Below are 19,167 nucleotides of genomic sequence, written 5' to 3'. Positions count from 1 at the left end.
CAATGTCATGAGATGGCACAGCTAGACGTCGTGCGCCCGGGGATGGCGCGGCTCGTACAGACCGATCTCACCGCCACCGGGCAGCCGGAAGCCCGTCACGCGCCCCCATCGGGCCTCCGTGAGAGGCCGTGTGAACTCGACCCCTTGCTCGCCGAGTTCGGCCATCGTCGTCTCGACGTCGTCGCACATCAGCATCAACTCGTGCGACGGCTCGCCCTCGGCCGGGTGGAAGGCGAACTCCGCCGGCGGAGCCTTGAAGATGAGCCAGCCGTGCCCCGCGTCCACGTGCGCAAGGCCCAGGACGTCCCGGAAGAAGACGCGGTCGGCCTCCGCATCACGGGTGTAGATCACCACATGCGCCCCATTGATCACGCGCGGAGGCTAGTGCGGCCGAAAGCCGGTGGCAAGCGCGACGCGCCTCGGTCCGCCGGCCCAGCCCGGCCGTTCTCTCTGCACCCGGCCTGACATCCTTCGCCGCCCCGGACATCCACCGCCCGTTCGCCTGTCGGCGCCGATCACATGAGTGGGGCCCGTGACCGGCACCGACGAGGCGGGATCGGGCATGCCCCCGCACTCCCCGCTTCCGCCGCCCCCTACGGCCGGCGTCTTGCACCTGACACCAATGTCAGGCTCGACCCTACGCGGCATGCGAAGCGAAACGACGACACAACCGGCCCTTGCGCACGGTCGAGTCGACGAAGGCAAGCTCCCGCTCGGGGCCCTCCTCGCGCTGGCCACCGCCGTGTTCATCACCAGCCTGACCGAGACACTGCCCGCGGGAGTGCTGCCGGCGATGAGCGCCGACCTCGGTGTCGGGGAGTCCACCATGGGGCAGTCGGTCACGATCTACGCGGTCGGGACCGCGCTCACGGCGATCCCCCTGACGGCGGCCACAGCGGGCTGGAAGCGAGGGCGGCATCGCCACGTTCCTCGGACACCTCGGCATGGGTGGCTCGACCGACCTCGTGCTGCTGGTCTTCGGCGGCGCGTCCATGGTGAGCATCTGGATCGTGGGCGCCCACATCGACCGGCGGCTGCGGGCTCTCACCGTCGCGAGCACGCTGCTGGTCGCGGTCGCGGCCACCGTCCTGGCGATCCTCGCGGACCGGCCCGCGCTCGTGTTCGTCGCGGTGGCGCTGTGGGGTCTCGGCTGGGGTGGTGTGCCCACCCTGTTGCAGACGGCTGTCGCCGATGCGGGCGGCGACGTGGCCGACGCCGCACAGGCCATGCTCGTCACCTTGTGGAACGCGGCGATGGTCGGCGGAGGCGTCACGGGGGGAATTCTGCTCGACCTCTTCGGTCCGACGTCCTTCGCGTGGGCCGTCCTCGGTCTCCTGCTGCCGGTACTGGCTGTGGTGATCGTCGCCCGCGGGCACGGCTTTCCGCGGCGGCGCGACAGCGCGGCCTAACTGATCGTTTCACAATGCCCTGTTGCGGCAGCGGATGCCGACTGGGTATCCGCTGCGGTCGTGGACCAATGGGTCGGGCCTGAGCCCTGCGTGTCAGTGGCCCTGGCTATCGTCCATGTCATGGCCTCAAGCGATCATCTGCTCGATCTGATCCAGAACACACCGGACGTCCACGGGCTGCTGCGGACGTCCTTCGAGTTCGACATCGAGCAGAAGCAGCGCGGTGAGGGTTTGAGGCTTGCCTCGGGTTCGCCGCTGGAGACGATTGCAGGGGATTTTGCGGGTGGGGCGTACTTCCTGTGCACCGAGATCGGCGGTCGCAGGCCAGTGATCTTCGGGAACTCCGAAGGCGAGGGCGGGCTGATCGCCGACGACCTGGCGGACGCGCTGGAGATCATCATCGGGCTGGGATGGCAGGACTGTCTTCGCTTCTCCGGCGGCGGCGATGTGGAGGTCATGCAGGCCTCCGCCCAGCATCTCGAAAGGCATCTGTCCAGGGACAATCCGGAGATCGCCGAGGAGCGTGCTCGCGTGGCTGCGGTTTTGTCGCTGCGTGTCCTGCCTGTCGCCGACCTCGTCATCCGCTTGCAGGCGGCGGCCTCAAGGACCCAGCCCGACTACGTGGTGACCACCGAGGATGGGGAGGTCTACGACCCGCCGTTCGGCGAGTACTCGGAACCGCGCTACGGTGGCTGGCGCTGAATCGGACGGATTTCCCGCTCGCCTGACGTGCCGATCTTGGCTGCTCCGTTGATGTCTGACGACATGTCTGGGCAGACGCTGCGACCGTGTCCGCTGACCTGGTTCCTGATGACCTCTGGAAGCGCTGCCCACAAGACGCTGCGCTGGGAAAGCGTGCGCCAGCACCATGAAAAACCTCGTGATTGCCACATCGGTGTCAACAGCCGAGTACGCAGCTGCCGTTATGCGCTGGCCGACTTAGATGAGATGACCCCAGACGGTTGTCCTACTCAGTGAGCCTTTTCCAACCTCGGTTTGAGCTGGTCAGGTGGAGGGTGAGGACGGCTTGCACGAGGGCGGTGATGCGGGTGGTGGAGCATCGAAGCTTCCGTAGAAGCCGCCAGGTCTTGAGGGCGGCGATGGCAGGTCGCCGTGCGCAACCCGGTCTATACGGAGCCCGTGAGGCCCCCTAATCCCACCAGAACGACCAGTGAGTTCGCCCCGTAAGACTTGCTGCGTACTCGGGAAACGGTGTGGGCGGGTCGTCGACGATGTTGTTCGCGGTCGACAGCACGTGCTCCAGAGCGAGCAGCTCCGTTTGGGAGGCTTCGACAGGCGGGCGTGCGACTGAGACGTGCAGCTCTCTGCCGAACACTCCCATCACTCGCGCGCCGTACCGGTCCTCCCAGCTTCGCAGCAGGGCACAGACCAAGGGCAGTGGTGCTTCCGTGTCCAAGCCGAGCGACGCAACGGCGTCGCTACTGCGCGCGGCGGGGACGAGCACAAGGCGGCAACGGTCCCGCCGGGCCACGTCGATGAGCCGGGCCAGCGTCCTTACCGAGGCTTCCTCAGGTGTCGGATCAGTGGGCAACACAGGTAGCGTCGGCGCCAGGCCCGGCCACTGTTCGAAGGGCGGCCCGGGGTCGTGCGGCCACGGCTCGATTCCTTCGGGAACCGGGACCGGCGTCGGGTTCGTCCGGAACGGAAGCCTGCTGCGCCGATACTCGGCGAAGTCCGCCGCCAGCACGTCCTCCAAGGAGTCGCTGTCAACTTGTTCCAGCTCCAGCGGGCTTCCCAGAGCACCAGGCCACAAGAGCGGAACCAGCCCGGTTGCCTCGTGCTCGCCCAGCAAGCGGGACCACAAGTGCTCGATGTCATGAGGAAACTCGTCGGAGACCCACGCGTGCAACCAGCCACAGGGCAGGATCCGACCGGGAGGCAATCCGTCAGGCAGCGCAAGAACCATGGATGCACTGTAGAAGGTGTCTCTGACAGTGATCCTTTTCCAACCTGTTGGCCTTGCCGGGCAGTTGGGCTGACAGACGGGTGAAGCCCCTGGTAGATGGGTTTTCGACCAAGAAGAACCCGTGCCCACCAGAGGCTTCGCATGCCTGTCTACCCGTCGGGCTGGACGTGTCCAGCTCCGCCCTGCGCTTCCTTGCCGCTCGTCTGCGGGAACACCGTCTTCGTCTCGGTACCCGATGGCGGCGCTTGAGTGCGGGGCGGCAGGCGCTGCTCGCTCTGGCACATCTCCGCAATGGTCATCCGTACGCCCAGCTGGCAGCCGGATTCGGGATCGGTACCACCACCGCCTACCGCTACATCACTGAGGCCGTCGATGTCCTGGCCGCACTCGCACCGTCCCTCGCCGATGCGGTCCGGGCGGCGTCGAGGAAGGCGTTCGTCCTGCTGGACGGGACGCTGCTGCCGATCGACCGCATCGCCGCCGATCGGCCGTTCTACTCGGGCAAGCACAAGAAACACGGGATGAACGTGCAGGTCGTCGCCGATCCGTCGGGGCGCCTGCTGTGGGCATCTCCCGCTCTGCCCGGGGCCGTCCACGACGTCCGTGCGGCCCGCGAGCACGGTGTCATCGATGCTCTCGTAGGGGCCGGCATCGTCTGCTGGGCCGACAAGGGCTACCAAGGAGCCGGCGGTACGGTCCGTGTTCCCTACCGCGGCCGGTGGGAGACGCTGTCCGCAGGCCAGCAGGCCGTCAACCGGTCCCACGCGAAGATCCGGGCCCTTGTCGAGCAGGCCATCGCCACCCTCAAGTCATGGCGACTCCTCCGCAAGCTCCGCTGCTCGACCACCCGTATCACGAGCCTCGTTCAGGCAGTCCTCACCCTGCATCTGGCCAGTTCAGAGTAAAGATGGAAAAGGCTCACTGGCGCTGGCCACCGAGTTCACTGTTCTGTCTCAAGAAAGTAAGTCGCCTGCATAACGCTGACCTGCATGGACTGGGTTGGATGAGACGACTGGATTTGGCTCGTTGACACGGAAAGAGGTAGTTGCCTGTGTCGATGGGGACTTACTGGCCCTCAAACGTGCTGTCGTGCGGGGCAGATGGCTCGTGATTGCTCCTTTCCGCCTGAGCGTGACGACGGCCTATCAAGATCAATAGGTGTCTGCGTTGGAGGAATCACCTGGTTGCGCCCGTTCCGGGGGCGCAGTTGGGCGGGGACAATGGCGCGCGTCAGCAAGGGCACGGGGGACGGGGGCGCGGCTGATGAGGAATTGGCGCCGTGGACTGTGGGTGGGTGCGGCACTGGCCACCGGTGCCCTGACGGTGGTAGCCGTGCGAGATCGGAGTCTCGAGAGCACGGGGCCTCTGCTGTCGGTCCTGGGGTTCCTTGTCTCCCTCGCTGGTCTGCTGCTGAGCACGGCGCGGACCGGCCCTTCTCCGTCTCCTGGCGAGTTACTGGACCGGGCCGCTGGCACTCTGGCAGAGGCAGTTCGCGCCCAGTGGCAGGCGGAATGGCGGCTGCGGCGGCTCCAAGACCCAGAACCGCTGGCGGTGCGCTGGGTAGCGGCGTCGGCCTGGCTCTCTGACCTTGAAGAGGCCATAGGGTGGCCGGCCCGGGACGGCCAGCGTCCCGACCTGGACGGCCAAATCACCGACATCGCCCACGTGTTCGGCCGCGTTCCCTCCCGTCGCCTGGTCGTCCTCGGCGCTCCCGGCAGCGGCAAGACCGTTCTCGCCGTTCGCTTCACCCTTGACCTGCTCAGCAGACAACGCACCGGCGATCCGGTTCCCGTGATCTTCCAGGTCTCCACCTGGCACCCCGACCAGCAGGGCCTGCGTCAGTGGCTGGCGGACCAGCTCGTCATCGGATACCCCACACTGGCCGCCGACGGCCCCTCGGGAGACGTCCTGGCGCGTGAACTCGTCGCCACCGGACGGGTCCTCCCGGTCCTCGACGGACTCGACGAGATGGCCGCCCCCACGCGATCTGCGGCCGTGTGGCGGCTCAACACAGAACTGGACGCCGGTTCTCCGCTGCTGCTGACCTGCCGCAGCAACGTGTACGCCGAAGTCGTCCAAAACAGCGATGTTCTCACCTCGGCGGCGGTGGTCGAACTACAACCACTCGGCTTCGAGGAGGCAGCCGAATTCCTGGTCCGCACCGCACGACCCGTGCGGGACCCCGCTGGAACGCGCGCCACCGCCTGGGACCCGATCCTTGACCACGTCCGACGCCATCCGGACACACCCACGTCCCGCCGCCTGCGGGAAATCCTGAGCCTTCCGCTGATGGTTGCGATGGCCCGAGCCGCCTACGGTGACACGGGGGCCGATCCCTCCGAGCTCCTATGCAATCCCCGCTTCGCCACACCTGCGGTTCTGCAACAGCACCTGCTGGAAGCGTTCGTCCCCGCCTCCTTCCGCACGTCGGCTCGCTGGGACAGCGACGATGCCGTGCATTGGCTGCGCTTCCTCGCCCGGCATCTAGAACAGCGCGGAACGCGCGACCTGGCTTGGTGGGAGTTGCCCGAGGCACAGCCCGCACCGCTGCGGCTCCTCGGACCGCTGCTGGGACTCGGGATACTCATAGAAGCGATCTGCGTAGCCCGGTGGCTGTCGGGTCACGGCGCGGCATCGACGGTGGCCGCGGGCGCTGGTCTCCTCGGCCTGTGCGTTGGATACGCCGTTCTGAGCCGAGAGGGAATCAGGCTTCGATACAAGGCGCTGTTGCCACTCATCGGTGTGATCCCGCTGGCCGCGCGCATCGGATGGGTTCAGCCACTTTTTGTGTCGCAGGGGGAGTGGATTACGAGGGGGACGGGGGCTGCGTACGGGATCGGCCCGGTGCTGGACAGGCTCACCGTTGGTGCGCTGTACGGGCTGGCGGTGGCCTCAGGACTGGCCGTCGTCGGTGTCACCACTACACCCACTCCCTCCACGATGCCGTTTGGGTGGCGGCGCCGGCAGCAGCGCGCGAGCGCGCAGCCCTGGCGGTTGGGCCGAGCTCTCGGCCAAGGACTCAGTGTGGGGTTGCTGGCTGGAACCGTACTTGGTCTGGGCTTCGCGCTCGCGGCGGGCAGCACAGCCGCTGGGCGAGCTGCTGCGTTCAGTGAAGACAACCGGTGGCAATGGCTGGCGGAGGGGCAGAGCCCTGGCGAACTGTTCCGCTCAGCCGTGGCGTTCGGGGTTACCGGCGGACTCGGACTCGGCCTCGTCGCAGGATTTTCCGCTGGCCTTCACCGGTGGCTCGGAGTGCCCGTCGACACCAGCCGTACCTCGAGCCCACTGGACAGCCTTCGTTCCGACCGGGCGACGGGGCTCATACGCGGGTTCCTCGTGCTGAACAGCGCCCTTTTGAGCGCCGGACTCGCCGATTTTGTTCTGCCTCAGGGGGCGGGCATCGCGACCGCAGTCTGCCTGCCGATCGGGCCCATCGCCCTGGTTGTATCCGCGTGGGGAAGGCTGCTCATCGCGCGCCTGTGGCTGTGTGGGGCGGGCCGACTCCCCTGGCGCTTGATGGCCTTCCTCGCTGAGGCGCATGAGCGGGGGGTACTACGCCAGGCGGGCTCCGTCTACCAGTTTCGGCATGCGCGGTTGCAGGAGCAGCTCGCTTCGGACCGTACTGGGGAGAGCGCCTGATCAGGCCGACGACTTCCCTCAGGCTGGTGGCTTCGCGGCGACCTAACGGACGCCTGATACTCGCCGGTTTCCACACCGCTCCGTCAACCGGACGACAGCAGGGCGACCAGCACCCCAACGCAAGCAGCCGCCCGGGTAGGTTCGCTGAGACAGGCCTCGGAGCGACTCGGTTCGCTGAGACATCGACTCGATTGGGTGAGACAGGACATTCACCTTCCAGGAGCGCCCCAAGATCCCCGAGCAGGTCCCACGTTCCCAGTCTGGGAACCCAGCGCATCGCGGGCGCCGGCGGACACGCGGCGGCCGCCCGGCCCTCTGACCGTGCTCTGCGCATTCCGTCACCTCGCGAGCCGCATTTCGTCGGTTGGCCGTTTCAGACCCGGGTGTTCCCACTCCAGGACCAAAGAGGGGGACACGCGGGTCGCCGAGTAGGAGCGTCGGAAGCCGAATCGGTGATTCCGGCGTCTTTCCCGCTGACGGCATGAGGGGGTCCAGTGGTTGGGAATGCACACCGTCAGGTGCGAGTCCGACTCGCACGCCAACGGCCGACCCCAGATCGGGTCAGGGGGCGTGTCCGCGAGGTTGGTCCGGAACGCTGGTGGCACCGCATCCGGTGGGCCCATATCGGGGGTGTCCTCGGTGCAGTCGCCGCGATCGGCAGCCTCATTTTCACTGGCGTGGCCACGTACTACGGCGCCGCTGTGTCGAAGGACCGACTCGAGCAGTCACGAGAGGCTACCCAGCGCGAAAGCCGCAGCCAGGCTTCCCATGTCTCCTTCTGGAGTGAGGGGGGCCCGCATCGCGCGCAGCGCACCGTGCACGTGATGAATCGATCGCCTGACCCCATCACAGGCATCACATTGTCGCTGTTACTTGTGACCCAGCAACGCGGCGAAGACCCCGCTGTATTGGAACCGTTTCAACTGACCTTCCCGAATCTCGGGCCATGCAAGGAGATGGTGCTTACGGAAGAGACGTTGCTGAGTGCACTAGATGTGAGTCAGCAACGTCCAAGTGAAGTACAGCTGAGCATCTTGAACTTCACCGACGGCGACGGGCGCACCTGGCGGCGGGCGGATGATGGACTTGAGGAGTCCCGCCAAATCGGCGAACCAGATTTCCCAGGCACCAGCGAGGTGACGCTGGATGCCCCGCCAGCACCAAAGCGGGCCGCCATGTGCGACGGGGGAACCACCTGATAGTGGTGGTTGTTGAGGGCAAGACGACGCTGGGACGGCAGTTAACGTCTTCCGCAGCCCTCAGCGCTCGGCAGGGTGGACGCAGGGCGCCCTACGGGCGTGCGGTCACATGATGGTGGGCTCAGTCGTGGGTGGTTGGGGGCGGGGCGCGGGTTCCCAAACTCGGAGCCCACTACGGCGCGAACGTCGTCGACCGGGAGCCGGCGGCCCGGCCCGGTGACCCGGCGACCAGCATTCCGTCACCCGACGAGCCGCATTCCGTCAGTAGCCCCACCTGGGCGGCATGAGTCGCCTGCTCGGGGGCGCCCTGCACGATCTGTTCCAGCGCCAGTACTCCCCCGATCCGTACATATCTCGCCTCGGAGCCGAGGCGTTCCAGTGCCTTGGTGAACCGGTCGGTGACCTGACCGCGTCGACTCAACCGGTAATTACGGACCGTGTACAGCAGTGCTGCGCCAGCTCCGATCGCGGCGGCACACGCCACCCGGGCACACTCCGTCGTACCGGGGCCGGTTCCCGAAGTTCCCAGGGGTTTTCCCCGAGCCGTACCCCGAAGCGTGGCGGCTCGCACCGTTCCTAATGTCTCCCACGGGGGATGCGGTGAGCATCCGGCACGGGGCCGGACGGCACCTTCCCCACGAGGGAGATGATCGTTGTGGGACCGAACGACGTGGAGATCGTCCGGGTCTTTGCCCGGAAGACGACCAGCCCGAACGCCGACCCGACCCTGAACCCCAAGGAGGCGGCCGAGATCGCGGTGGAGGTGGAGGCGGGCGACGCCATCTTCCGGATCGGGGCGCCCTACGAGGTCGAGATCACCGTCAAGGATCTCATCGACGGCACGAACATCCAGACGGCGACGGCCAACGTGGTCAGCGGGCTGCTCAGTCAGGCCCCTTGGGACAAGCAGCAGGCCGCGTTCGTCTTCGGCATCGCCGCCGCGGAGCTGGAAAAGCACAAGGGGCACCAGTGCGAGGTCTACGCCTCCGTATACATGGGCCTGACGGACCCGGACGCGAGCTTCGCGACCAGCCCGCGCTTCCTCATCCAGCGCTGACCGGGCCGGGCGGAAATTTCGCCACCAGCCCCACCCGGGACGAGATGCCGAGCTTCGCGTAGGCATGGCCCAGGTGGTACTCGACCGTCTTCACGCTGAGCACCAGCTCCCGGGCGACCTGGCGGTTGGTGAGACCGGAGGCGGCGAGCCGGGCGACGGCCAGCTCCTGCGGGGTCAGCACAGGGCCGCTGTCGGGCGGCATTGAGCGAAACCTTGCCGCACCGCTGGTCCCGCAGCCGGCGAGTTCCCGCGCGCAGCGCTCCAGGAGGGGGACCGCGCCGAGGGCCGTCAGGGTCTCGTGCGCGGCCTGGAGCGTTTGCGCGGCGGCGGCCCTGCGGCCGGTCCGGCGCAGCAGCTCGCCCAGCGCGAGCTGGAGGCGGGCCCGTTCGTACGGCGCGGTGACCCGGGCCGCGTGCGCCAACCCGGCACGGAACACGTCCTCGGCGGCGTCGGGCTCATGCCGTGCCGCCAGCAGTTCGCCCCGGACCCGGCAGTCGGTGGCCTGGGCGGCCCGGTGGCCACGGGCGGCGGCCAGCGCCTCGAAGGCGGTCAATACGCGGTCCGCCTCGTCGAGGCGCCCGAGTCCGACGAACGCTTCGGCCAGCAGATCGCGCCACGGCGCGGCCATCGGCTCGCACAGCCCCTCGGCGGCGTCGGCCTCCAGGAGCGGCAGCAGCTCCGCCGCGGCGGCGTCCGGCTGCCCCCGCAGGATCGCGAGAAAGGCGCGCACACGCCGGGACTCGGTCATGACGGTCCCCGGCGTGACCGGTATGTCGGGCACCTGATCCAGATGCCACTCCGCGCGTTCGTAGTCCCCGCGGGCGGCGAGGACGCGCGCGGCCGCTGCATGCACGGTCAGATGCAGCTCATTGCCGGTGTCGTCGGTGAGGGAGGCGGCCGATTCCAGGCACAACGCTGCCTCCTCCCAGGCCCCCAGTCCGTACTGCGTGAGACCCATCTCCAACATCGCGACGATGCGCAGCATCATCGGCCCGTCGCGGCAGATGAACAGGGCTTCCCGCAAGTCCCGCTCCGCGTTCTCCAGGTCGCCCGACCACATCCGCAGGAGGCCGCGTCCGCAGAGCAGATCCACATCGGCCACGGCGACGAGCGAGGCGTCCGGCAACTCCGCGGCCACGGCGAGCCCGCGCCCGATGTCACCGCTGAGGCCGTAACCGGTCATCCGGGCGTAGCGCAGCATGGTGCTGGAGGCCCGCCGGGCGGACAGCCGCAAGGCCTGTTCGGCCCATTCGGCCGCCTGCAGGCCGTGGTTGAGGGACAGCGCCATGAAGCTGAGCTGCCCGGCGATGTACGAGGCCAGCTCAGGGTCCGCCGCGCTGTCACAGATGCTCCAGGCATCCCGCAGGAGAGGCTCAGCCTGCCTGATGTCGCCGTCGAACGGCAACATCAGGGCCCGCGCGTACCGGTGTGCCGTCGAGCAGGCATCCCCCGGCAGCTCGTCGAACAGCACCTGCGCCTCGTCGCGGCGGCCCTCCCACAGCAACGCCTCGACCGCCTCGACGCCGTACCGCTCTCGGTCCCGCTCCGCGCGAGCCAGCCGGGCGGCGTCGCGCAGCAGCGGGGCGGCCGTCCCCCAGCGCCGGGCGGCGGCCTCGGAGTGGGCCAAGTCGGCGAGCTGTCCGGCCAGCGCGTCGTCCGGACCCTGCGCGGCGTGCACCAGGTGCTGGAGGCGGCCGAACGCCGTGTCGGACTGCCCGGCCGCGGACCGGTGCAGCGCATGCCGCAGTACGGGGCCGAGCCGCCGGTAGACGGTGGCGCGCAGCATGGGGTGCGGAAAGGACACGCGGGGGCCGCCGGGTTCCGGCGTCTCGTCGAGCAGTCCGGCGCCGACCGCCTCCTCCAGTGCCGGCAGCGGAAGCTTCAGCTCCGCGAGCCGGGCGGCCGCGTGCAGCGGACAGGACATCCCAAGCACACTCGCCGCGGCGACCAGGGCCTGCGCCTCGTCGGTGCAGCCCGCCAGCCGCTGTTCGATCAATCGGGCGTACCCCAGGGGCGCGGGCAGCAGGAACGTCGCGGACATCAAGTGGGCGGGCGGTACCTGTTCGAGCAGCGCCTTGACGTGCAGCGGGTTGCCGGCGGTGTGGTCGAGCAGCCGTACGACGGCGGTCGGCGGCAGCGGACCAGTACTGGCGGCGGCGAGTTCACAGACCTCGCCCGCGGTCAGGCCGCTCAGGGTCAGGCGCAGCGCGCCCTCGCCGATGAGCAGTCGGCGCAATCCCTCGGGCAACGCCGGATCATCGGCCTCTCGTAGGACGACGACCGTGAGGACCCGGTCCGCGCGCAACCGGCGCAGGGCGAAGGCCAACGCCTGCAGGGACGAGGAGTCCGCCCAATGCGCGTCGTCCACCAAGAGAACCAGAGGTCCGGCATTACGCGTCTGGAGTTCACCGAGCACATCGAGCAGCCGAGAGCCGACGGTCGGCGCGTCGGCCGCCGGAGGCCGGGGGACGGCCTGCTCCGTGTGTGGTGACAGCAGTTGATCGAGCAAACCGAACGGGAGACCGGTCTCGTTCTCCTCCCCGCAGCCTTTCAGCACCTCGGCCCCGGGGTGCCCCGCGAGGAAGCGGCCGATGAGGGCAGTCTTGCCGATCCCGGCCGGCCCGTCGACCAGCACCAGACGAGGCGCACCGGCGATGACCTGTGCCAGTTGGTCGTTGAGAGCCGAGAGATGGCTGTTCCGCCCGACGAACAGATCGCCCATGTCGGCCACCTCCCCCTGTGCCCGCGGCGGACGGTCCCCCTGGCCACTCTCGCGCGCGGAAGAGGACCGCTCAAGGGGGCCCCGCGTCCAACTTCCGTGGTCCTGCTGCTCCTACAGGGAGGAGCACCGGACTGTTCAATCCACGCGGGCAGACCCGCTACAGTCCGCCGCCGACCACTACGCGAAACCGGTGAGAAACGAAGTCATCCCTATTCCCCGGCTCAGTTGCGGGCGTGACGCCCGCCACGACCGTCGTCGTGAGCAGCCACCCGGCCGCGATCAGCCCGTAGGCAAGCCACTGCGTACCGCTGGACGTCCAGTACCAGGCGTTGCGCTGGCCGAGGCCGCCAATGTGGCCGCGCCCGTCCGCCACGGGGGGGGGGAGCGAACAGGCGGGGCCGGCCTGGGATTACCAGCGGATGGTCTGGCCCTGCGGGGTGACGCTGACGGTGAATTCCTCAGCCGCCGGTGTGCCGGCGGCGTGCCAGCGGCCGAGCTGCTCCTCGGCGGCGTCCCAGAGGGCATCCGGGCCGTCCTGCCGCACGGTCCAATGGCCGTCTTCCTCGTAGAGGGCAGCCCACGAACCGGATGCAACGTCGACGAGAACGTCCTCGGTGTGCCCGTCCCGTTCCATCGTCAGGCGCTGCGCGTGCGGTACGGCAAACTGCACGACGAAGCGAGACGTCCAGTCGTTCAGGACGTCGGCTCCGATGATGGCCTCGCGCTCCTTGCCTTCGTGCCGGTGCGGAACGCGGGACCATCCCCGCGCGTGCGGGGAGCAGTTGAGGTTCCGGTCCTCCACGCCCCTGAGGTGCGCACGAGCGGCGGCAACGGCTCAGCGTCCCCGGGGGATGCCGTACGCCCGGTCCACGTGCAGCCGTAGTACGAGACGGCGGTCGCGGACCATGGCGGCCCGGTAGTCGTCCCAGTCGGGGTGCTCGCCGAGGACGTCACGGTAGAGCCGGATCAGCTCCTCGACGGTCTCGTCGTGCGGGCCCTCGGCCACGGGTGTCAGCTCGGCCGTGCCCTCGGCGACCGTGTAGGCCCAGCGGTCCTCGCTGGTCACGTGGTACGAGGCTCGTGGGTCCCGGCGCAGATTGCGGGTCTTGGCGCGGTCATCTGTGAGCGAGACCCGGACGATCCGCTCGTCGGGATAGTAGGCGTGGCTGACGTTCGACAGCTGGGGTCGCCCGTCCTTCTTGAGGGTGACGAGCACCCCGCCCTTGTACTCGGAGAGCAGCTTGAGCAGTGCGTCCTGCGTCGCGTCCTGAGTCATGTATCGACGAACCTCCGGGAGGCGATCCGCATTCCCGCGTAGACACTGTCTACGCAACCTGGTAGACAGTGTCTATGAGCGAATCGGAGTTGGGGCTGCGGGACCGGCTGGTCGAGGTGGGTGTCGATCTGGTGACCAAGGAGGGCGCGCAGGTGCTCACCCTGCGGGAGATCGCCCGGCGCGCCGGTGTCTCGCACGGAGCCCCGCGCCGCTATTTCCCGACACACCTGGAGCTGCTGTCGGCCATCGCGCGCCGGGGTTTCGCCGACCTGGGCGCCCGGGCCGCGACGGCGCTCGGCGACGGCGAGGCGGGCCCTCGCGACCAGCTCAAGACCCTGGGGAGGGTCTACCTGGACTTCGCGCTCACCCAGCGCGGCATGTATGAGCTGATGTTCCGTCATGACCTGTTGGAGAGCGGACAACTGGGACTGCGCGAGACGAGCCTGCCGCTGTTCGGTGTTCTGATGGACCTGGTCGGCCGGGTGCGGCCCGAGGCCGATGCCCCGGTCGTCGCGGGCGCGCTCTGGGCGAACCTGCACGGGATCGCCCAGCTGTGGGGCTGGGGCAGCCTCCAACTGGCCACGGACGCGGACGACTTCGTCCCCCTGTTGGCAGCCGCGCTGGAGGCGCATCTCGGGCCGGAGGAGCGGTGAACTCACCCGACCCGGGGGTCCATCGACGGCTCACCCTGGCGAGCAGCGTGCTCGGTGCCGTGATCGTGGCCCTGGACGGAACCGTGCTCACCGTCGCGCAGCCCACGCTGCAACGCGATCTGCACGCCTCGTTCGCACAGGTCCAGTGGACCAGCACCGGTTATCTCATCGCGGTGGCCGGCCTGTTGGTGTTCGCAGGTCGGCTCGGGGACCGGCATGGTCATCAACCTGTCTTCGCCGTAGGCATTCTGGGCTTCGGCGCCACGTCGGCGGGGATCGGTCTCGCGCCCGGCATCGGCTGGGTGATCGGGCTGCGGGTCGCGCAGGGCGTCTTCGGAGCGCTGCTCCAACCGGCCACCCTCGGGATGCTGCGTGCCGCGTACCCTCCCGACCGGCTCGGGATGCCCATCGCGCTGCGTACGAGCGCGATCGGTCTCGCGGCCGCCGCCGGTCCGCTGGTCGGTGGGGCGCTGGTCACCCAACTCGGGTGGCGGGCCGTCTTCTTCCTCAACGTGGTACCCGCGTTCGTGATGGGGGTACTGGCGCTCGCCGTCCGTGGTCCGGCCCGGGACAGGGCCCCGGTGGCCGGCGGGCTCGACGTACCCGGCGCCTGTCTGCTCGCGGTGGCCCTGGTGAGTCTGGTGCAGACGCTGGTCGAGATACCGGAGACGGGCTGGACCGCGGCGACCCTGCTCGGGCTGATCGTCGTCACGGTCGCCGGCGCCGCGTTCGTACGCCATGAACGCCGTACCGCAAGCCCGCTGGTCCCGCCCGATGTCCTCGGCTCGGCGGCCATCGGCGCGGCCCTCGGCATTCTGGTGGCCGCGTCGGCGTCGATGCTGGGCGCGCTGTTCGTCGGCAGCTACTTCCTCCAGGAGACCCTGGGCCTGGACCCGATGCAGACCAGCCTGAGGGCACTGCCGGGCGCCGTGATGATGGTGCTCGGCGCTCCCCTGTCCGCCGTACTCCTGCGCAGGTTCGGCGCACGCCGGACGACCCTGGCCGGGACCGGCGTCCTCACGCTGGGCGTCGTCGTGTTGTCCCGGCTCGACGAGGCGTCGACCGCGATACCGATCGGCATCGGCTTCCTGCTGCTGGGCGCCGGATTCGCGGCGGTGATGGTCACCGCGACGGCGGTCGTCGTACGGCACGCCTCGGCGGAGTCGGCCGGCGTGGCGGGCGGGCTCCAGCAGACGGCGATGAACGTGGGACCCACGCTGGGGGTCGCCGCTGCGGCGACGCTGATGACGCTCACGAACGGTGTCGCGACGGGTCCCCCGCTGACGGCGCTCGCGGCGGTGTCCGCGACTGGTGCCCTGCTCGCCCTGAGGCTTCCGGGTCACGCGGGTGTCGTGACCGCCGGCCAAGGTCCCCCGGGGGACGCTTCAGCCATCGGTACGAGACCATGAAGGACAAGAGCCGCAGCCCGGAGGAGAGCCATGGGAGACCTGCGACAGGAGGTCGAGCCACGCGAGGCCGGCCTCGATCCGACGGCGCTGGCCCGCCTCGACCAGCACTTCACCCATTTGGTGGACGACGGCCGACTGCCCGGCTACCTCGTGTCCGTGGCCCGGCACGGCCGTGTCGCGCACCTCACCACGTACGGCTGTCGTGACCGCGCGGCCCGACTGCCCGTGGAGAGCGACACGTTGTGGCGGATCTACTCCATGACCAAGCCCGTCACCTCGGTCGCCGCTCTGATGCTCCTCGAAGAGGGGCACCTGCGACTCGACGATCCCGTGGCCGACGTCCTCCCCGCCTTCGCCGACCCGCGGGTCTACGTCAGCGGATCCGGCCCCGATACGAAGACCCGCCCGGCCGGACAACCGATCCTGCTCCGCCACTTGTTGACGCACACCGCGGGCCTGACCTTCGGCTTCTACCACTCCCACCCCATCGACGCGCTCTACCGGGACGCCGGCATGGAGTCGTCGGTACCGCCGGGCGCGAACCTGGCCGAGACCATCGACGTGTACGCCTCCCTGCCGCTCCAGTTCGAGCCGGGCACCCAGTGGAACTACTCGGTCGCCACGAATGTCCTCGGCCGTGTCATCGAGGTGGTGTCCGGCCGCGATCTCGACGACTTCCTCCGCGAACGGATCTTCACCCCGCTCCGGATGGCGGACGCCGGGTTCTGCGTCACCGACGAACAGGCCGGCCGACTCGCCGAGCTGTACGGGGAGGACGACAAGGGCGGGATCACCCCGATCGCCGGGCTCCCGCTGCACGGCCGCCCCCGCTTCCTGTCCGGCAGCGGCGGCATGGTGGCCACCGCCCACGACTACCACCGCTTCACGGAAATGCTCCGCCGCCGCGGCGAACTCGACGGAACCCGCCTGCTGACCCCCGAGACCGTGGACATGATGGTCTCCAACCACCTCCCCGGCAACGCCGACCGCCGCGCCTTCGGCAGCCCCGTCCACCAGGAACCCGGCAACGCGGGCCTCGGCTTCGGCCTGGGCGTCTCCGTCGTGGTGGACCCGGACGTCACCCGATCCCCCGCCGGCGAGGGCGCGTTCGGCTGGAGCGGAGTGGCCAGTACGACGTTCTGGGTCGACCCGCGCCGCGACCTGACCGTGCAGTTCTTCTCCCAGGTCCGCCCGAAGACGTCCAACTCGCTCTTTCCCGAGCTCAAGCGTCTCGTGCACGAGGCGTTGCTCGACTGACTCGGCGGGTCGCACGAGGTCGCCCGGGTTCATCCGCGTACCCGCCGCGCCCGGGCCGCGTCGATCACGGCCCAGGCCGCGGCGGCGTCCTGGATGCCGAGACCGACACTGTTGTAGAAGACGATGTCGTCGGGGCGCGTACGAGCCGTGTGCCGGCCGGTGAGCACGCCGCCGAGCGGGATCAGGTCCTCCCGGGCGAGCCTCCCGTCGCGCAGCGCGTCGACCACCGGACCGGCGTGCTCCGCCGCGGTCGTCGGATCGTCGACGACCACCGCGGCGGCCCGGCGCACGACCTCCGCGTCGACCTCGCTGCGGGTGGGTTCGAAGGAGCCGACGCTGACGACCGTGCAGCCCGCCGCCAGCCACTCGCCACGGACCACGGGCGTGTGGCTGAGGGTGCAGGCCGCGACCATCGGCAGGCCGACGACCGCTTCCTCGGCCGTGTCGACGGCCTTGACGGCGACACCGAGTTCGGCGGCGAGGCGCTGCGCCGCGTGCGCCCGTCGTCCCGGGTGCGGACTCCACATCCGCACGGATCTCAGTTCCCGGACCCGGGCCACGGCCCGCGCGTGGGCGAGGGCCTGGGTGCCGGAGCCGAGGAGACCGAGCTCGGTGCTGTCGGCGGTGGCCAGCGCGTCGAAGGCGACGGCGCCGGCCGCGGCCGTGCGCAGGGTCGTCACCGCGGTGCCGTCCATGACGGCGGCGAGCTGCCCGGTGACCGGGTCCAGCGCGTTGATCACCGCGTGGATGGTGGGCAGTCCGGCCGCCGCGTTGCCCGGATTGACGCTGCCGATCTTGGCGACCGCCCCGGTGTCCGCGGACAGCCGCGCCAGATACGCGAAGACGACACTGTCGTCGAAGCGGCTGGGGTGCATGATCTTCCCCGGGAGCTCCGCCGTGCCGTCACCGAGCGCGGTGAAGGCCGCGCGCTGCGAGGCGATCGCCGCGTCGGTGTCCAGCAGCTCCCGGACCTGCTCACCCGAGAGGTACAGCGGGCCGACGGCGTCTTCGTCGTGTCCGTCGCGTGCGTCGTCTTCGGTCATTCCTCAGTGATAACCGTCTTCGCCGATCCGCAAAAGATCGCCTGCGCCCAGTCGCCGCCGTCCAGGTGGGGCAGGAAGTGGTCGAGGCGCTCCCGCTTGGTCAGCAGATAGCTGAGGTTCTCCTCGCACGGCGGGATCAGCAGCGGCACCTGCTCGGCGACCTTGATGCCGTTGCGCAGCAGCGACTCCCGCTTGCGCGGGTTGTTCGACAGCAGCCGTACGGACCGTACGCCGAGGTCGTGCAGTATCTCCGCCGCCACCCCGTAGTCGCGCGCGTCCACGGGGAGGCCCTGGGCGAGGTTCGCCTCGACGGTGTCCAGGCCCTCCGACTGGAGCTTCATCGCGCGCAGCTTGGCGAGCAGACCGATCCCCCGGCCCTCGTGGCCCCGGAGGTAGACGAGGATGCCGCGCCCCTCGGCGACGATGGCACGCAGTGCGGCGGCGAGCTGGGGGCCGCACTCGCAGTGCGTGGACCCGAAGGCGTCTCCGGTCAGGCATTCCGAATGCAGCCGGGTGAGCACGTCTCCTTCCGCAATGGCGTCCAAGTCCCCGTACACCAGGGCCACTTGTTCCTCGCCCCGATCGTGGTCGAGGTAGCCGACGGCGTGGAAATCGCCGTACTTGGTGGGCAAGGGGGCAATCACGACTCGTTCGACACCTGTGAGGTGGGCATTCCCGCCGAGTACGCCAAAGTTATCTGTCATGATCTGGTTCCTAAGCAGAGTCGAAAGGGCCGTGAAAACATGAGTAGTTCGGGAACGCGCTCGACGGTATCCGGTCTGTTGCCGCTGGACACCACGGAGGATGTACGGAAGCGGGGGTCCGGTGTCGCCCGTCAGGTCGCCGTCCTTCCCGTCGGCAGCTTCGAACAGCACGGTCCGTTCCTGCCCTTGGCGACCGACACGCTCGTCGCATGCGCCATCGCGCGGGAAGTCGCCGCCGCGTATCCGGTCCATCTCCTTCCTCCGGTGACGATCTCCTGCTCGCACGAGCACGCGGCCTGGCCGGGGACCGTCAGCATCTCCTCCGTCACGCTCCACGCGGTGGTGCGGGACATCGCCGCCTCGCTGCGCGGGTCGGGCGTCGACACCCTGGTGCTGGTCAATGGGCACGGCGGAAATTACGTACTGGGCAATGTGGTTCAGGAATCCGTCGGCAGCGGTACCCGTATGGCGCTTTTCCCGGCCATGGAGGACTGGGAAGCGGCCCGTGAACGGGCCGGTGTACAGACCTCGTTGCTCAGCGATATGCATGCGGGAGAAATCGAGACCTCCATTCTTCTGCACACCCATCCGGAATTGGTCAAAGCCGGTTACGAGACCTCCGACTTCCTCGCCGACGACCGGCGGCATCTGCTCACCCTCGGTATGTCCGGCTATACCGAGTCCGGTGTCATCGGCCGTCCCTCGATGGCTGCCGCCGAGAAGGGGAAAGAACTGCTGGCGGCGCTGACCGATTCCTTCGGGGCGTATTTCTCCTTGGTGACGACCGACACGCTGCCTTCGGAAGCCTCGGAAGCGGGAACTTCGCCGGTCGTTGATCGTCGGCATTGATCGTGCCCTCCTGCGCTCTCCTC

General features: G+C 69.0%; 17 protein-coding genes and 1 pseudogene. 10 read left to right on the top strand and 8 right to left on the bottom strand.

Annotated features, from left to right (window positions below):
* Positions 1-21 precede the first annotated feature (21 nt).
* Entirely contained in the window at positions 22-372 is a 351-nt protein-coding gene (locus tag IEY95_RS38845) for a VOC family protein (protein ID WP_189190931.1), read from the bottom strand.
* A 274-nt stretch (positions 373-646) separates the two neighbouring features.
* Between IEY95_RS38845 and IEY95_RS38840 the strand changes: the two are divergent.
* Positions 647-1,409, top strand: a pseudogene (locus tag IEY95_RS38840) (MFS transporter).
* 60 nt (positions 1,410-1,469) lie between these two features.
* Positions 1,470-2,111 carry a hypothetical protein gene (locus tag IEY95_RS38835; protein ID WP_189190930.1) on the top strand — a complete coding sequence of 214 codons (642 nt, stop codon included), beginning with the start codon at positions 1,470-1,472 and terminating at the stop codon, positions 2,109-2,111.
* A 448-nt stretch (positions 2,112-2,559) separates the two neighbouring features.
* On the opposite strand, the gene IEY95_RS38830 is transcribed toward IEY95_RS38835, so the two are convergent.
* Complete coding sequence (locus IEY95_RS38830) at positions 2,560-3,336, bottom strand: DUF4253 domain-containing protein (protein WP_189190929.1); 777 nt, start codon at positions 3,334-3,336, stop codon at positions 2,560-2,562.
* A gap of 161 nt (positions 3,337-3,497) precedes the next feature.
* Here IEY95_RS38830 and IEY95_RS38825 point away from each other — a divergent pair, with 161 nt between their 5' ends.
* The 3 genes from IEY95_RS38825 (at position 3,498) to IEY95_RS38815 (ending at position 8,174) form a co-directional block, all read left to right on the top strand.
* Complete coding sequence (locus IEY95_RS38825) at positions 3,498-4,241, top strand: IS5 family transposase (RefSeq protein ID WP_189191013.1); 744 nt, start codon at positions 3,498-3,500, stop codon at positions 4,239-4,241.
* Positions 4,242-4,626: 385 nt separating this feature from the next.
* Positions 4,627-6,975: an NACHT domain-containing protein gene (locus IEY95_RS38820; RefSeq protein WP_189190928.1), complete on the top strand. Its 2,349-nt coding sequence runs from the start codon at positions 4,627-4,629 to the stop codon at positions 6,973-6,975.
* A 677-nt stretch (positions 6,976-7,652) separates the two neighbouring features.
* Positions 7,653-8,174, top strand: a complete 522-nt coding sequence (locus IEY95_RS38815; protein WP_189190927.1) for a hypothetical protein — start codon at positions 7,653-7,655, stop codon at positions 8,172-8,174.
* Positions 8,175-8,346: 172 nt separating this feature from the next.
* Here IEY95_RS38815 and IEY95_RS38810 read toward each other — a convergent pair whose 3' ends face one another.
* Entirely contained in the window at positions 8,347-8,595 is a 249-nt protein-coding gene (locus IEY95_RS38810) for a hypothetical protein (RefSeq protein WP_189190926.1), read from the bottom strand.
* A gap of 234 nt (positions 8,596-8,829) precedes the next feature.
* Between IEY95_RS38810 and IEY95_RS38805 the strand changes: the two genes are divergently transcribed.
* Complete coding sequence (locus tag IEY95_RS38805) at positions 8,830-9,231, top strand: hypothetical protein (RefSeq protein ID WP_189190925.1); 402 nt, start codon at positions 8,830-8,832, stop codon at positions 9,229-9,231.
* On the opposite strand, the gene IEY95_RS38800 is transcribed toward IEY95_RS38805, so the two are convergent.
* From IEY95_RS38800 to IEY95_RS38790, 3 genes are all read right to left on the bottom strand, one after another.
* On the bottom strand, positions 9,218-11,953 hold the full coding sequence (locus IEY95_RS38800; RefSeq protein ID WP_189190924.1) for an ATP-binding protein: 2,736 nt from the start codon (positions 11,951-11,953) through the stop codon (positions 9,218-9,220). The two genes, IEY95_RS38805 and IEY95_RS38800, sit on opposite strands and share 14 nt — an antisense overlap.
* Positions 11,954-12,362: 409 nt before the next feature.
* Positions 12,363-12,755 carry a methyltransferase domain-containing protein gene (locus tag IEY95_RS38795; RefSeq protein WP_189190923.1) on the bottom strand — a complete coding sequence of 131 codons (393 nt, stop codon included), beginning with the start codon at positions 12,753-12,755 and terminating at the stop codon, positions 12,363-12,365.
* A gap of 33 nt (positions 12,756-12,788) precedes the next feature.
* Positions 12,789-13,229, bottom strand: coding sequence for a PPOX class F420-dependent oxidoreductase (locus IEY95_RS38790; protein ID WP_189190922.1), 441 nt, complete (start codon positions 13,227-13,229; stop codon positions 12,789-12,791).
* A 74-nt stretch (positions 13,230-13,303) separates the two neighbouring features.
* Between IEY95_RS38790 and IEY95_RS38785 the strand changes: the two genes are divergently transcribed.
* Genes IEY95_RS38785 through IEY95_RS38775 form a run of 3 tightly spaced genes read left to right on the top strand, consistent with a single transcriptional unit; the run spans position 13,304 to position 16,548 of the window.
* Positions 13,304-13,882, top strand: coding sequence for a TetR/AcrR family transcriptional regulator (locus IEY95_RS38785; RefSeq protein ID WP_189190921.1), 579 nt, complete (start codon positions 13,304-13,306; stop codon positions 13,880-13,882).
* Complete coding sequence (locus tag IEY95_RS38780; protein WP_189190920.1) at positions 13,879-15,291, top strand: MFS transporter; 1,413 nt, start codon at positions 13,879-13,881, stop codon at positions 15,289-15,291. The genes IEY95_RS38785 and IEY95_RS38780 overlap by 4 nt, the downstream gene beginning before the upstream one ends.
* A 30-nt stretch (positions 15,292-15,321) precedes the next feature.
* Positions 15,322-16,548 (top strand): serine hydrolase domain-containing protein, encoded by a 1,227-nt coding sequence (locus IEY95_RS38775; protein WP_189190919.1) that lies wholly within the window; start codon positions 15,322-15,324, stop codon positions 16,546-16,548.
* A 29-nt stretch (positions 16,549-16,577) separates the two neighbouring features.
* Here the strand turns inward: IEY95_RS38775 and IEY95_RS38770 are convergent, their stop codons facing one another.
* Entirely contained in the window at positions 16,578-17,591 is a 1,014-nt protein-coding gene (locus IEY95_RS38770) for an ornithine cyclodeaminase family protein (RefSeq protein ID WP_189190918.1), read from the bottom strand.
* The gene (gene ribA, locus IEY95_RS38765; protein ID WP_189190917.1) at positions 17,588-18,295 is read right to left on the bottom strand and encodes a GTP cyclohydrolase II; all 708 of its coding nucleotides are present in this window, start codon (positions 18,293-18,295) and stop codon (positions 17,588-17,590) included. Before ribA ends, IEY95_RS38770 begins: the two co-directional genes overlap by 4 nt.
* A gap of 39 nt (positions 18,296-18,334) precedes the next feature.
* Here ribA and IEY95_RS38760 point away from each other — a divergent pair, with 39 nt between their 5' ends.
* Positions 18,335-19,144, top strand: a complete 810-nt coding sequence (locus IEY95_RS38760) for a creatininase family protein (protein WP_189191012.1) — start codon at positions 18,335-18,337, stop codon at positions 19,142-19,144.
* The last annotated feature ends 23 nt before the right edge of the window (positions 19,145-19,167 follow it).

Source organism: Streptomyces albiflavescens (assembly GCF_014645835.1).
GTDB lineage: Bacteria > Actinomycetota > Actinomycetes > Streptomycetales > Streptomycetaceae > Streptomyces > Streptomyces albiflavescens.
Note: the sequence above shows the minus strand (reverse complement) of the source record. Positions and strands in the feature narration are given on the sequence as shown.